This is a genomic window from Chromohalobacter nigrandesensis, from assembly GCF_023061285.1.
Classification (GTDB): domain Bacteria; phylum Pseudomonadota; class Gammaproteobacteria; order Pseudomonadales; family Halomonadaceae; genus Chromohalobacter; species Chromohalobacter nigrandesensis.
The window spans coordinates 330,219-343,738 of sequence record NZ_JAKGAM010000002.1 but is presented as its reverse complement, the minus strand read 5'-3'; the positions used below and the strand labels follow the sequence as shown (position 1 = coordinate 343,738).

The 13,520-nt window shown below is 63.1% G+C and carries 12 protein-coding genes; 3 read left to right on the top strand and 9 right to left on the bottom strand.

Going from position 1 to position 13,520, the window contains the following annotated elements; genetic code table 11:
* Positions 1-6 precede the first annotated feature (6 nt).
* From cdd to deoC, 5 genes are all read right to left on the bottom strand, one after another.
* Entirely contained in the window at positions 7-429 is a 423-nt protein-coding gene (cdd, locus tag L1073_RS05100) for a cytidine deaminase (protein ID WP_246897276.1), read from the bottom strand.
* Complete coding sequence (gene deoD / locus L1073_RS05095; RefSeq protein ID WP_246897274.1) at positions 422-1,162, bottom strand: purine-nucleoside phosphorylase; 741 nt, start codon at positions 1,160-1,162, stop codon at positions 422-424. The genes cdd and deoD overlap by 8 nt, the downstream gene beginning before the upstream one ends.
* Positions 1,162-2,436: a phosphopentomutase gene (locus L1073_RS05090; protein ID WP_246897272.1), complete on the bottom strand. Its 1,275-nt coding sequence runs from the start codon at positions 2,434-2,436 to the stop codon at positions 1,162-1,164. The genes deoD and L1073_RS05090 overlap by 1 nt, the downstream gene beginning before the upstream one ends.
* Positions 2,433-3,767, bottom strand: coding sequence for a thymidine phosphorylase (gene deoA, locus L1073_RS05085; RefSeq protein WP_246897270.1), 1,335 nt, complete (start codon positions 3,765-3,767; stop codon positions 2,433-2,435). The genes L1073_RS05090 and deoA overlap by 4 nt, the downstream gene beginning before the upstream one ends.
* Positions 3,768-3,843: 76 nt before the next feature.
* Positions 3,844-4,617, bottom strand: a complete 774-nt coding sequence (deoC, locus tag L1073_RS05080) for a deoxyribose-phosphate aldolase (RefSeq protein WP_246897269.1) — start codon at positions 4,615-4,617, stop codon at positions 3,844-3,846.
* Positions 4,618-4,822: 205 nt separating this feature from the next.
* Between deoC and L1073_RS05075 the strand changes: the two genes are divergently transcribed.
* Positions 4,823-5,608: a DeoR/GlpR family DNA-binding transcription regulator gene (locus L1073_RS05075; protein ID WP_246897268.1), complete on the top strand. Its 786-nt coding sequence runs from the start codon at positions 4,823-4,825 to the stop codon at positions 5,606-5,608.
* 65 nt (positions 5,609-5,673) lie between these two features.
* Here the strand turns inward: L1073_RS05075 and L1073_RS05070 are convergent, their stop codons facing one another.
* Positions 5,674-8,169, bottom strand: coding sequence for an EAL domain-containing protein (locus tag L1073_RS05070; RefSeq protein ID WP_246897266.1), 2,496 nt, complete (start codon positions 8,167-8,169; stop codon positions 5,674-5,676).
* Between the two features lie 145 nt (positions 8,170-8,314).
* Positions 8,315-9,244, bottom strand: coding sequence for an AraC family transcriptional regulator (locus L1073_RS05065; protein WP_246897264.1), 930 nt, complete (start codon positions 9,242-9,244; stop codon positions 8,315-8,317).
* Between the two features lie 229 nt (positions 9,245-9,473).
* On the opposite strand from L1073_RS05065, the gene L1073_RS05060 reads away from it, so the two are divergent.
* Positions 9,474-10,529, top strand: coding sequence for an NAD(P)-dependent alcohol dehydrogenase (locus L1073_RS05060; protein ID WP_246897262.1), 1,056 nt, complete (start codon positions 9,474-9,476; stop codon positions 10,527-10,529).
* A 113-nt stretch (positions 10,530-10,642) separates the two neighbouring features.
* Here L1073_RS05060 and L1073_RS05055 read toward each other — a convergent pair whose 3' ends face one another.
* Positions 10,643-11,449, bottom strand: coding sequence for an acyl-CoA thioesterase (locus tag L1073_RS05055; protein WP_246897260.1), 807 nt, complete (start codon positions 11,447-11,449; stop codon positions 10,643-10,645).
* 72 nt (positions 11,450-11,521) lie between these two features.
* On the opposite strand from L1073_RS05055, the gene tadA reads away from it, so the two are divergent.
* Positions 11,522-11,977, top strand: a complete 456-nt coding sequence (gene tadA, locus L1073_RS05050; protein WP_246897259.1) for a tRNA adenosine(34) deaminase TadA — start codon at positions 11,522-11,524, stop codon at positions 11,975-11,977.
* 1 nt (position 11,978) lies between these two features.
* Here tadA and mltF read toward each other — a convergent pair whose 3' ends face one another.
* Positions 11,979-13,436 carry a membrane-bound lytic murein transglycosylase MltF gene (gene mltF, locus L1073_RS05045; protein WP_246897257.1) on the bottom strand — a complete coding sequence of 486 codons (1,458 nt, stop codon included), beginning with the start codon at positions 13,434-13,436 and terminating at the stop codon, positions 11,979-11,981.
* Positions 13,437-13,520 lie beyond the last annotated feature (84 nt).

The following is a 13,520-nucleotide window of genomic DNA, read 5'->3' as shown; positions in this document are numbered from 1 at the left end:
ACGCTATCACGCCTGGGGAAGATTCTCCGGCCCGAAGGAGTCGGGCAGTAACTGCGCCATGGTATAGCGCTTGAGCGGGGCGCCGTCGCCGTCGAGGACGATGATGACGGTCTCCGGCGTGGCGAATTCACGGATACGCTGGCGGCAGTCGCCGCAGGGTGTACACAGGTGTTCACCGGGGCCGATGACGTAGAGCGTGGCGATCCCGCGCTCGCCTTGGGCGATCATCGCGCTGATGGCACCGGCCTCGGCGCAGAGCCCCTTGTAGTTGGCGCTTTCCACGTTGCAGCCCAGGTAATGCTGGCCGCTTTCGGCAATCAGCAAGGCTCCCACCGGATGGCGGGAATAGGGCGCATAAGCGCGCTCGCGCGTCTCGATCAACGCTTGGCGTAGCGCATCGGAAAGCGGTGTGGGGAAGGTCTCAGCCATGGGCGGTTTCTCCGTTCAGATCGTCGTCGCGGCGCAGGGCATCGAGGGTGATCGCCATCATCTCGTGAAAGCCGGTCTGACGGGTGTGCGCATCGAGCGCCTCGCCCTTGAGAATGTGATCGGAGACGGTGCAGACGGTCAGCGCGCGGGCACCGAATTCGGCAGCGACGCCGTACAGGCCGGCGGCTTCCATCTCGACGCCGAGCACGCCGTGGCGCTTCATGAGCTCGAATAGCGCGTCGTCGGGCGAATAGAACAGGTCTGCCGAGAATAGATTGCCGACTAAGACCTTCGTGCCGCGTTCACGGGCGGCATCCGCTGCATGGCGGGTCAGGTCGAAATCGGCGATGGCGGCGAAATCGTGGCCCTTGAAGCGGGTGCGGTTGACCCCAGAGTCGGTACACGCGCCCATGCCGACGACGATGTCGTTGACGGCGACATCGTCGCGCACCGCGCCGCAGGAGCCCACGCGCACCAGGCGCTTGACGCCGTACTCCGTGATCAGTTCCTTGGCGTAGATCGAGATCGAGGGGATGCCCATGCCGCTGCCCATCACCGAGATGCGCTGGCCCTGGTAGGTGCCGGTGAAGCCGAGCATGTTGCGCACCTGGTTGACGCATTCCACGTCGTCCAGAAAGGTCTCGGCGATGAATTGCGCGCGCAGCGGATCGCCGGGCATGAGCACGGTATCGGCGAAGGCGCCTGCGGGGGCATCGATGTGCGGGGTAGCCATCAGCTTTCTCCCTTGGATGAGATTGGCAATAAAGACTGTCCGTATTCCATCGGGCTCAATCCGAAATGCGTCGCCAGACTCTGGCCGATATCGGCGAAGGTCGCCAGGCGGCCGGCATCGTCACCCAACGGCCCTGGCGCCAGGCTCGCGCCGCTGGCGAGCACCGGAACTTGCTCGCGGGTGTGGTCGGTCCCCGTCCAGGTCGGGTCGTTGCCATGATCGGCGGTGAGGATGAGCAGGTCATCGGGACGCAGCTTGGCGAGCACTTCCGGCAGGCGCCGGTCGAAGGCCTCCAACGCCTCGGCGTAGCCATCCGGGTCGCGGCGGTGGCCGTAGAGCGTGTCGAAGTCGACGAAGTTGGTCATCACCAGCGTCTGCTCATTCGCCAGTGAACGCTCGTCGGCCTCATCGATGGCGTTGAGCGTGGCATCGAACAGGGCATCATGGCCGTGCGCCTTGAGCACTTTCGAGACGCCGCAGTGGGCGTAGATATCGCCGATCTTGCCCACGCCCAATACCATGCCGCCGCTGTCATGCAGCTTTTGAAGTACGGTCGGCGTGGGCGGCTCGATGGCGTAGTCGCGGCGATTACCGGTGCGCTCGAAGGTCTCGGGGGACTCTCCAATGAAACCCGAAGCCGTTTCGCCGACGAAAGGGCGCGCGATGACGCGGCCGATGTTGTAGGGCATTAGCAGCTCGCGGGCGATCTCGCACAGTGCGTACAGGCGGTCGAGGCCGAAATGGGTCTCGTGGGCGGCGATCTGAAACACCGAATCCGCCGAGGTGTAGACGATCGGTTTGCCGCTTGCGATATGTTCCTCGCCCAACTCCTTGAGCACCGGGATGCCGGACGCGTGGCAGTTACCCAGTACGCCGGGCAGGTCGGCCCGCTCGATCAGCGCGTCCAAGAGATCGGGCGGGAAGCTCTGCGTCTTGTCGAGGAAGTAGCCCCACTCGAATAGCGCCGGTACGCCGGCGATTTCCCAGTGACCGGAGGGCGTGTCCTTGCCCGAGGATATCTCGGCGGCCGCCGCGTAGGCGCCGTCGAGCGTATCGGGCGGCGTGACACCCGCTGCCCACTCGCCGGTGGCGAGATGATGCGCGTGATAGAGCCCGAGCTTGGCCAGGTTGGGCAGCGCGAGCGGCCGGCCGGCAGCGGCACGATGGCGGGCGATGTGGCCCAGCGTATCCGCACCGGCATCGCCGAAGGCGGCGGCGTCCGGGGCGTTGCCGATGCCGAAGGAATCAAGCACTAATAGAACGGCGCGGGTCATGACAGATCCTCCTGTCTCAGGGTAGCGTGGATCGGCAACGCTGGCGCGATGCTATCTTCCTCGCCGAGGGTGAAGGCCGCGCCCAACTGATGTGTGACGGCCTCGGCCTCGGCACGGTTGGCGGCATGGAGGCGCAGCAGCGGTTGCCCGGCGTCGACGCGCTGGCCGAGGGCGGCGATCTGCGAGAGGCCGACGCGGTGGTCGATGGCATCACCGGCGTTGCGGCGTCCGCCGCCCAGTTCGACCACGCCGAGTCCCAGCGCACGGGTATCGATGGCGTTGACGGTGCCGGCCCCAGGGGCGACTACGTCGGTCGTGAAGGGCGCTGGCGCTAAATAGTGCGCGGGGCGTTCGGCCAGGTCGCTCGGGCCGCCGAGGCCATGGACCATGCGCGAGAAGCGCTCTAGCGCCTCGCCGGAGTCGAGGGCCCGATCCAGGCGAGTTTCGGCGTCTTCCGCGTCGCTTGCCAATCCCGACTGGAGCAGCATTTCCGCCGCCAGCGCATGAGTGACCTGATAGAGACGGCTATCGCGCCCTTCCCCGCGCAACAGCCGCAATGCCTCGTGGACTTCCAGCGCATTGCCGGCGCAGTCGGCGAGCGGTTGGTTCATGTCGGTCAGCAGCACGCTGGTGGGCGTGCCGGCGCCGCTGCCGATGGCGACGATGGCGTCGGCGAGTTCCCGGGAGGCCTTGGCGGTGGGCATGAAGGCGCCGTTGCCGACCTTGACGTCCATCACCAGGGTGTCGAGCCCGCAGGCGAGTTTCTTGCCCAGGATCGAGGCCACGATCAGCGGCAGCGACTCCACCGTGGCGGTGATGTCGCGCACGCCGTAGAGGCGTTTGTCGGCGGGGGCGAGGGTGCCGGTCTGGCCGATGATCGCCACGCCGACGTCTTTCACCAGTTGGCGGAAGCGAGCATCGCTGGGGGCGACGTCATAGCCGGGAATCGCTTCGAGCTTGTCCAGCGTGCCGCCGGTATGGCCGAGCCCGCGCCCCGAGATCATGGGGACGTGACCGCCGCAGGCGGCGATCCACGGCCCCAGCACCAGCGAGACGAGATCGCCCACGCCGCCGGTAGAGTGCTTGTCGAGCACCGGGCCGTCGAGATCGAGATCGTCCCAGCGCAGCACCTGGCCGGAGTCACGAGTGGCTACGGTGAGCGCGATGGCTTCGTCACGGGTCATGCCGTTGAGCATGACCGCCATGGCGAAGGCACCGATCTGGGCGTCGCCGATGCTGCCGTCGGTGATGCCACGCATGAAGGTGTGGATGGCGTCGGCGTCGAGGACCTCGGCGTCACGCTTACGGCGGATAATGTCTTGAATCAGCATGGCGATGTCCGCGTTGTTATTGTCTGCCGGTGAATGTCGATGTCTGTCGTTGTGTATGGGTGTTGCCGGACAGCCTTCAGTAACCGCTTGGTGCGGTGTCGGCCTCGCCGATGTCCAAGGTGGCGAGCAGGGCATCGAGCAGCCCCGAGGCACCGAAGCGGAAATGCGCGGCGCTGATCCAGTCCTCGCCCATGATCCGCGCGGCCAGCTCGAGATAGGCCTTGGCGTCCTCGGTGGTGCGAATGCCGCCGGCGGCCTTGAAGCCGACGTCGCGGCCGCTGTCGCGTATCGTCTCGAGCATGATCTCGGCGGCCTCGAGGGTGGCGTTGACGGCGACCTTGCCGGTGGAGGTCTTGATGAAATCGGCACCCGCAGTGATCGCGATCTCCGCGGCCTGACGGATCAGGGCAGGATCCTCGAGTTCGCCGCTCTCGAGGATGACCTTCAAGGTCGCGCCGCCACAGGCTTCGCGGCAAGCCTCGACGAGCAAGCGGCCGACATCGGGCGCGCCGTCGCGCAGGGCGCGATAGGGAAAGACCACGTCGACTTCGTCGGCGCCGGCGGCCACGGCGAGGCGTGTCTCGCGCGCCGCGCGCTCGGCATTGGGGGCGCCGTCAGGGAAATTGGTCACCGTGGCGATGCGCACGCGCTGGGTCAGGCCGAGGGCGTCGAGTTCGCGCTGGGCGTCCTCGATGAAGGCCGGATACAGGCACAGCGCGGCGGGATGGCCGGCGGGCGTGTCGGCACGGCGGCATAGCGCCTGGATACGAGCGCTGTCGTCATCATCGTTGAGCGAGGTCAGATCCATCAGGCCGAGCGCCTGACGGGCGATGAGCGTGAGATCGGTCATGGGCGTGAGTCCCCGAGTGGCAAGCATGCGCTTGGCGCGCGTGCATGGGTCGATGAGTCGGTCGCGCGGACGCCGAATATGTCGGATGACGCGCAGAAAGACGCTGGCATGGTAATGTCCTTGTCTTCATTGTTGGGCTACATTTGTTATTTTTTTAACAGAAAATTTGTGGCTAAGCTAACAAAATGTGTCGGAGAGATGCGAAATGAATAGCCGCAGTGCGGCCCGCCTTGAATGGCTGCAGGATGCCTTGCGTGCGGAAGGCATGTTGTCCATCGCCGAAGCAGCACAGCGCTGCCAAGTCTCGGAGATGACCATACGCCGCGACATTGCCGCCAGCCAGGACACCATCGTCTCGCTGGGCGGACGTTTGTTGTTGGCCGAGAATCCTCAGGTGGCCACCGGCTACGATTTCGCCGCCCAGCAGGACAGCTTTGCGCAGGCCAAGCAGCGTATGTGTGATGAGGCGGTGCGCATGATCAAGGCCGATGACACCATCTTCGTGGATTGCGGCACGACGCTGATTCCGCTGTTCGCCGGGCTCGACCCCGAGATGCCGCTGACGGTGGTGACGTACGCGCTCAACGTCGCCAATGCCATCGAGCAAATGGCGCTGCCTCACGTGCGCCTGGTACTGCTCGGCGGGCTTTATTACCCCGTGTCACAGTCTTTTGGCGGTGAGGAGCTGGTCACCGCGATCCGCCGCCTGGGCATCAACAAAGCGTTCATTTCCGCTGCCGGCGTACATGCCGACAAGGGCGTGAGCTGCTTTCACTTCCATGAGGTGGTGCCCAAGCAGGTGGCGCTGGAGACCGCCGTGCAGCGCATCCTCGTCGCCGACGAGAGCAAGCTCGACCTGGTGCGCCCGGCGTTTTTCGCCGATCTCGAGACCTTCGATGTGATGCTGACCAGCGGGGCGGCGGGCGAGGCCTTGCGTGACACCCTGGTGGCGCGGCCGGGGCACACTTGGCCGACGCTCAAGGTGTTGTGACGGGCGCGTTCGATTGCGTGGCTGGTCATCCTGTTGCGCTGTTACTACGCGCGGCATGATGGGGCTTATCTGAGTGTCGTGTGTTGTGCAGGTGGTGGCGTGACGAGCGCTTCGAAGGTCTCGACAGAACTCGGGCGTCCATAGTAATAGCCTTGGTAATGATGACAGCCGAGCCGCGCGAGGAAATCGCGTTGAGGCAGGGTTTCCACACCTTCGGCCACGGTCTTGAGTTGCAGGCTGTCGGCCAGGGCGATGATGGTCTTGACGATGGCGGCATCGTTGGCCTCGACGAGGACGTCGCGCACGAAGGAGAGATCGATCTTCAAGGTATTGAACGGTAGGCGCTTTAAATAGGCCAGCGACGAATAGCCGGTGCCGAAGTCATCCAGGGAAAAGCTCACGCCGTGGTGCTTGAGCTGCATCATCTTGTCGATGACGCTCTCGACGTTGACGAGTAGCAGGCTTTCGGTGAGTTCCAGAGTAAGGCGTTCGGGTGGCGCTTGATGGTCGGCGAGTGAGGCCAGCACCTGGGCGACGAAGTCGTGCTGCTGAAACTGGTGCACACTGACATTGACGGACAGCTGCAGGTCGGCCAACGCCGGATCTGTCGCCCAGCAAGCCAGTCGTTCGCATGCCTTTGCCAGCACCCATTGCCCCATGGGCACGATCAATCCGGTTTCCTCGGCGAGGGGAATGAATGCGCCCGGAGAGATCATGCCACGTTCGGGATGCTGCCAGCGGATCAGCGTCTCGGCTCCGATGATGGCGCTTCCGGTATCGACCTGGGGTTGGTAGTACAAGCGCATCTGCTCGCTCTGGATAGCCTGGCGCAGCTCGGCTTCCATCCATAGGCGATCGCGGAGGGCGGCTTCCATCTCGGGATGGAAGACGTGAGCCGCGTTGCCCCCGTTCTGCTTGGCCTGCGAGAGCGCCAGGCTGGCGCGCTTGACCAGCTCGTCCGTTGCCACGTCGTCGTCACTGAACCACACCCCGCCCAGGCTATGCGTCGTGGGGTGCGAATAATCGTCGAGACTGTACATGCCGCTGGCGGCTTGTTGCACGGTGGTCATGTGGTGTTGCAATTCGGCAATGGCGGTGTCGCGAGCGGATGGCAAGCCGGTCACGACCAGGGCGAATTCATTGCCGTCCAGGCGTGCCAGATCGTGCTCGTGGCGTGCGAAACGCTTGAGGCGATGTGCCACATGGCGCAGCAGTATATCGCCGGCAGCATGGCCTCGTGAGTCGTTGAGTGCCTTGAAGTTGTCGATGTCGAGCATGATCAGCGCACCGCTGGTATGGTGGGTACGGCAATCGGCTTGTATGGCGTCGAGACGCTCGTAGAGGGTTCGGCGATTGGGCAGTCCGGTTAGGGTGTCGTGATGCGCCAGGCGGTGGATTTTCGCTTCTGCCTCGCGACGCGCGCTCAAGTCGTTGAGCGTGGCGACGTAATGTCGGGTGGTGCCCTGACTGTACTCGACGCGGCTGATGCTCAAGCGCGCGGGGAAGGCCTGGCCGTCCTTGCGCCGTGCCTTGATCTCACCTTGCCATTGTCCGCTGTCGATGATGTGGCGGCGTATATCGCGTTGGATTCGGGCGCTTGCATTGGAGTGCTCGAGCACTGACAGAGGCTTGCCTTGAATGTCGGTGGGAGAGTAGCCGGTCATGGTCGTGAAGGCCCGGTTGCTGAGTACGATCCGGCCTTGGGCATCGAACAGCAGGAAGGCGTCATTAATCGCGGCGATGACTTCCATGAGTTGTTCGCGTGACATCGTCGACTGACGCGCGTGGCGCTGCAGGCGCCGGTCGATGGCGACACTCAGCGCGGCGAACAGCAACAGTAACGTGACGACACTACTGACGCTAACGGCGAGCCACGAGGGCGATGTTTCTACCATGTGGTGGGGGGCTGCGGGTATCGGGAGATAATACGTGGCGTACATGGCGACGTAATGCATGCCGCTGCTGGCGAGTGCGATGCAGGCGGCGACCCCGAAAAGACGCCGGCCGAGGTGTGTCAGGCGGCGGTGGCGAACGCAGTAGCGGTGAGCCAGCATTGCCACCACGCTGAGTACTAGCGCAACGCCGAACGACATGACGAACAGCGTGGCATCGTAGCGCACGGCGACGGGGACGCGCATGGCCTCCATGCCCAGGTAGTGCATGGTGCCGATACCCGCACCCAACACCAGTCCCCCCAGTACCGAGTAACGCGGTTTCGCGACGGGCCGGGCCATGATGCGCATGGTGTAGATACTGCCAAGCACGGCCGGAAGTAGCGACAAGAATGTCAGCCCCACATCATGTTGCATGGGCAATGGCAGGCGCAGTGCGAGCATCCCGATGAAATGCATACTCCACACTCCCAGCCCCATCATGCCGGCGCCGGCGACTAGCCAGACGCCTCGGCGCAGGCGATTATCGGCTTCCTGCATGCGCTCGCCGATCACCAGTCCGAGGCCCGAAGCGAGCCACGCTACCAGGCACGACAGCACGATCAACCACGGGTCCCATTGGCCATGGATGGCGTTGTCGACAGAAGCTGAAGAGGTCAGGTGGATCATGCGGTCGGTGCTTTCCTGATAAGGCATTGTACGACCACGAGCGGTACCGTGCCGTGATGCATCGATGAATGGCGTGCAGTGGCAAACGCCGTGCAGGAGCCTTCAGGATATTGTTATCGGCATGTAGGGGGCGCTACTTTAGGTATCACGACGCGACGGGGGTGGCGTGTTGTCGATCCCCTAAGGGGTTCTGACCGAAATAGCGTTTGTAATCGCGGCTGAACTGCGAGGCGCTCTGGTAACCCACCTGGGTGGCGGCCTGGGCGACTTGATAGCCCTGCTGGGTGAGCAGGGCGCGCGCCTTGAGCAGGCGCAGGCGCTTGAGATACTGCATCGGCGCGAGTTGCGTGGTGCGTTTGAAGTGATGATGGAAATGCGAAGCGCTCATGTTGACGCGTTGTGCGAGCGTGTCAACGTTCAGGGTCTGAGTATAGTGTTGATGCAGGAAGGCCAGCGCCTCGGCGATGCGCGAGTATTGGCCATGGTAGGCGACCAGCTGACGCAACGAGGCACCCTGTGGCCCGCGAAGCGCGGTGAACAGGACTTCCCGGATGCGCCCATCGCCCAGGGCTGCGGCTTGCTCGGGGTCGTCGAGACAATCGATGAGCCGTGACACGTTCTCTTCCATGTCGGCGTCCATGGAGACGGCGGCCATGGGAGCGGGCATGCGTGGAGAAGTCGCCGATGGCAGGCGCGCCACCAGATCGCTGAGCATGGTCATGTCGAGACTCACTGACAAGCCCAGCAGAGGCTCGGTGTCGGAAGCGTGGGTTTCGCACTCGAAAGGCAGGGACATGGCCTGGATCAGATAGTGACCAGCGCCGTAGTGGATGATGCGATCGCCGAGATACCCGGTCTTGTTGCCCTGAACGATGATCACCAGGCTAGGCTCGTACATCAGTGGTGTGCGCGGATGGCCGCAATGCGAGGCGATGAGTTGTACGCCGGGCAGTGTGGTGGGCGTGAAGCCATCTCGAGTGGTGAGCGACGCCAAGCGCGCGGCTAGGCGCGTCTCCGAGGAAGGTTCGGCGCGGGGCCCACCGGCGGTCAAGTGAGGGGGCGATGGGTGGGTCATGAGGTGGCTCCTCGGCAATGGCGAACGCCCGTCAGGATAACATCGTGCATGAAAAATGCCGTCTATTCGGCGATTCAGGGGGCGAGGCAATAGTTACAGGCAAAGATTACACAGAATCGGGCATGGAGGAAATCGCCTATGGCACCCACACTGGTCGTGTTCGCGACCCAGGCTGAGCGATTCGCTGAGCCGGTACGCGGTTGCACTCACCATTCATAGGATATTCTCTATGCCACAAGCCACGGGCTATGCAATGCACTCTGCCGAGTCGGCACTCGAGCCATATGCTTTCGAGCGCCGCACGCCGCGTCCCGATGACGTCGCCATCGAGATTCTCTACTGCGGGGTCTGCCACAGCGACCTGCACTTCGCACGCGACGACTGGGGAATGGCGCAGTATCCGATCGTACCGGGCCACGAGATCGTCGGTCGGGTCACATCCGTCGGCAGTGATGTCGCCAACTTCAAGGAAGGCGATGTGGTCGGCGTGGGTTGCATGGTCGATTCCTGCCGTCATTGCCAAGCGTGCAACGATGGAGTGGAGCAGTACTGCGCCGAGGGCTTCACCATGACCTACGGCAGCCCCGACCGCCACGACGGCAGTCTCACCCAGGGCGGCTATTCCGACCGGGTCACGGTCAGCGAGCGTTTCGTGCTGCGCATGCCGGAAGGTATCGATCTCAAGTCCGCAGCACCGATTCTGTGTGCCGGGGTCACCACCTATTCGCCGCTGCGTCATTATGGCGTCAAACCGGGTGACAAGGTCGGCGTGATCGGCATGGGGGGACTCGGTCACATGGGCGTCAAGCTGGCCAAGGCACTGGGTGCCGAGGTCACCTTGTTTACGCGTTCCGAGAGCAAGATCGCCGAGGCCAAGTCCAACGGCGCCGATCATGTGGTGGTCTCTTCCGACGAGGAACAGATGGCGGCACTCGCCGAGACCTTCGACTTCATGCTCGATACCGTGCCGAACGAGCATGACCTGAATCCGTACCTGCAGGCCTTGAAGTACGACGGTACGCACATTCTGGTCGGCCAGATGCAACCATTGGAGCCCGGCGTGGCGGGCGCTAACCTGATCTTCCGGCGTCGTGTGCTGGGCGGTTCGCTGATCGGCGGTATTCCTGAGACGCAAGAATTGCTGGATTTCTGCGCCGAGAAGGGCATTACCTGCGATGTCGAGATGATCGATATCCAGAACATCAATGAAGCCTGGGATCGCATGCAGAAAGGCGACGTGCGTTATCGCTTCGTCATCGACATGGCATCGATGAAAGAGGGCTGAATAGCTACGAGCTACGAGCTACGAGCTACGAGCTACGCGCTACGCGCGAAAAACGCCAGCGGCAGTGCCGCTGGCGTTTTTTCGTCTCGGGTAAAGTGCCATCATTTTATGGCTCAAGAGCGACGCCTGACCAAGCCTTCCTGTGCCACTGAGGCGACCAGCCGTCCGGTCCGGTCGTAGACGCTGCCGCGCGCGAATCCACGTGCTGCGCCGGCCCAGGGGCTTTCCATGTCATACAGTAGCCAGTCGTTGATGGTCACGTCGTCGTGGAACCACAGGGCATGATCGAGGCTGGCGATCTGCAGCCGGGGGTCGCCGAAAAAGGTGTCGTGCGAGACGAGGCTGGTAGTCAGCAGGTTGAAGTCAGAGCTGTAGGCAAGCAAATAGCGGTGCAGCGAGCCGTCCTCGGGCAATTCGCCCGCGAGTCGGAACCACAATCGCTTGCGCGGCATATCGGTGGTGACATCCGGGAAATGCAGGAACTCGATGGGATGGCCGTCGAAACGCTGCACCTCGGCGCCGGCCTCGATCAGCGCTTGGGGTGACTCGAGGTCGGGCATTTCACGTTGATGGCCGAAGCCCGGTTCCTCGCCCTGGAACGAAGCGCTGCAGAAGAAGATGGTCTTGCCGTTCTGGATGGCGCTGACGCGCCGGGTGGTGAAACTCCCGCCGTCGCGTACGCGATCGACCTGATACACTACCGGACGTTTGGCGTCGCCGGGGCGCAGAAAATAGCCGTGCAACGAGTGGGCACGGCGCGCCATATCGACCGTGTGGGTGGCGGCGGAAAGTGCTTGGCCGAGCACCTGGCCGCCAAACAACTGGGGAAGGCCGAGATCCTGGCTGCGACCGCGAAACAGGTTCTCCTCCAGAGGTTCCAGACCCAATAGATCGACGAGAGTGGCGAGTGGTTGCGTCATGCCGGCATCCTTCTGATGGCTCGTTTTCATACGATTGTTGCAATTCTACCAGCATACCGGAGTGCCCCTGTGATGCGCAGCGATACCTTCTACATGCACCGTGCGCTGGATCAAGCGCGCATGGGGTTGGAAGCAGGCGAGGTGCCGGTGGGCGCGGTGGTAGTCGAGCCCAGTGGCGAGATCGTGGGGGCGAGCTTCAATGCTCCGGTCTCGTGTCACGATCCGAGTGGGCATGCCGAGGTGCGCGCCTTGCGCGACGCCGCCGCGCATCTGGGCAATTATCGACTGGATAGCTGCACGCTCTTCGTCACCCTGGAGCCTTGCATGATGTGCGCCGGGGCGATCATCCATGCGCGGGTGGCGCGGGTCGTGTACGGCGCTGCCGAACCCAAGAGCGGCATGGTCGAGTCGCGGGCCAACCTGTTTGCCCAGCCGTGGTTCAATCACCGTGTCCAGGTGGAAGGCGGACTGCTGGCGACACGTGCAGCGCAATTGCTGAAAGCCTTTTTCGCTGCGCGACGTGACTGATCTAGAGCACTGGCGGAACGGTGTCGAAAGGCGTTCCCTGAAGCATCGAATCGTCGCGTTCGCCGAGCTGGTGAAACTGGCGCCGGCTGCGATCCACGTAGTTCAGAATTTCGTAATAACGCCGAATGTTGCGCACATAGATCACCGGCTCGCCGCCACGCGCGTAGCCATGGTGAACTTTGCTGTACCACTGTCGTTTCTGCAACAGAGGTAAAGCCTTGCGCACGTCCGCCCAGCTGTAAGGGTCGCCGTCCTGCATCTTGGCGATCTTCTGAGCGTCGTAGAGGTGTCCCAGGCCGACGTTGTAGGCAGCAAGTGCCATCCAGGTACGGTCCGGTTCGGTGATCTCTTCTTGCAGGCGCCCCTTCACATGGCCGAGGTAGATGGCGCCACCCTCGATACTCTGTTCGGGGTCGAGTCGGTTGCTCACGCCGACCTCGGCAGCGGTGGCGTTGGTCAGCATCATCAGGCCGCGCACGCCGGTCGGTGAGGTCGCGCGGGGTTTCCAGTGCGATTCCTGGTAGCCCAGGGCAGCCAACAGTTTCCAGTCGAAGCCGGAGTCGCGCGCCGCTTGCTTGAAAGTGTCTTCATAGCGCGGCAGGCGATTTTGGGCATGCCGGATGAAAAGGCTCGCACCCACGTATTCGAGATAGTTGTCATGACCGAAGTAGCGTGCGATTAGATCTGCAAGGTCGCCGTGCTCTCTAAGGCGTGCAATAAACTGGTTGGCGGCTTGCAAGAGTGCCACGCCGCCCTCCTTGGGGAGTGCCCACACCAGGCTTTGCGGTTCGCCCAGAGGAAAGCCGTTCTCCACGTCGGGGAAGAAAAGCCGATTGAGCTTGAACTGATGGGCATAGACGACAGCGGCATCGAGTTCGCCTTTCTCGACCATTTCGATGAGGTCAGTGACTTCCAGTTCGTCGGTTTCTCGCCACGTAAGCTCGGGGAGCGACTTCTGCAAATCGCGAAGCGCATGGCCGGTTCCTGAGCCACGCAGTGCGGCGATATCCAGCCCCAGGAGGTCTTCCGGTGCCTTGGGAGGAGTGATGCCGTGGTGATAGATGACCAGGGGCTGCATCGACATGATCGGGCGCGTGTAATTCACCCCAGGCTCGGCGGGGTCGAGTGCCAGTGTCGCGGCGCCGAGATCGGCACGGCCACCGCGCACGGCAGTGAGTACGTCGCCGATATTGCCCTGGCTATCGATCGACAAGCTGACGTCCAATGTCTCGGCGAATTGCCGCACCAGCTCGTATTCGAATCCCGTTGGGCCATGGCGACCTTCGTAATAGGTCGACGGCGTATTGCGGGTGAATACCTGGATGAAGTCACGCGAGAAAACCTCCGACAACGCCGCGTCCCGAACAGGGAGCGTGCGGCCGTCAGGAATCAGCAGCGCCAGCAGGGCGACGAGTGCGGTCGCGGCTGGCTGCATGTAGCGTAGGAGAGCATTGAGCATGCCAGTTCGAGTCAGCGATGAGAGGGGCCACCTTAGCGGGCGTTGCGCCTTGTGTCACCTGGTACCGATTCCACGCAATGTGCG

Bases quoted from the DNA above. Each gene is read 5' to 3' on its own strand.
- L1073_RS05060 (WP_246897262.1), top strand. From the start codon at position 9,474: ATGCCACAAGCCACGGGCTATGCAATGCACTCTGCCGAGTCGGCACTC.
- mltF (WP_246897257.1), bottom strand. From the start codon at position 13,436: ATGCTCAATGCTCTCCTACGCTACATGCAGCCAGCCGCGACCGCACTC.
- cdd (WP_246897276.1), bottom strand. From the start codon at position 429: ATGGCTGAGACCTTCCCCACACCGCTTTCCGATGCGCTACGCCAAGCG.
- L1073_RS05090 (WP_246897272.1), bottom strand. From the start codon at position 2,436: ATGACCCGCGCCGTTCTATTAGTGCTTGATTCCTTCGGCATCGGCAAC.
- deoC (WP_246897269.1), bottom strand. From the start codon at position 4,617: ATGACCGATCTCACGCTCATCGCCCGTCAGGCGCTCGGCCTGATGGAT.
- deoA (WP_246897270.1), bottom strand. From the start codon at position 3,767: ATGCTGATTCAAGACATTATCCGCCGTAAGCGTGACGCCGAGGTCCTC.
- L1073_RS05070 (WP_246897266.1), bottom strand. From the start codon at position 8,169: ATGATCCACCTGACCTCTTCAGCTTCTGTCGACAACGCCATCCATGGC.
- deoD (WP_246897274.1), bottom strand. From the start codon at position 1,162: ATGGCTACCCCGCACATCGATGCCCCCGCAGGCGCCTTCGCCGATACC.
- L1073_RS05065 (WP_246897264.1), bottom strand. From the start codon at position 9,244: ATGACCCACCCATCGCCCCCTCACTTGACCGCCGGTGGGCCCCGCGCC.
- L1073_RS05055 (WP_246897260.1), bottom strand. From the start codon at position 11,449: ATGACGCAACCACTCGCCACTCTCGTCGATCTATTGGGTCTGGAACCT.
- L1073_RS05075 (WP_246897268.1), top strand. From the start codon at position 4,823: ATGAATAGCCGCAGTGCGGCCCGCCTTGAATGGCTGCAGGATGCCTTG.
- tadA (WP_246897259.1), top strand. From the start codon at position 11,522: ATGCGCAGCGATACCTTCTACATGCACCGTGCGCTGGATCAAGCGCGC.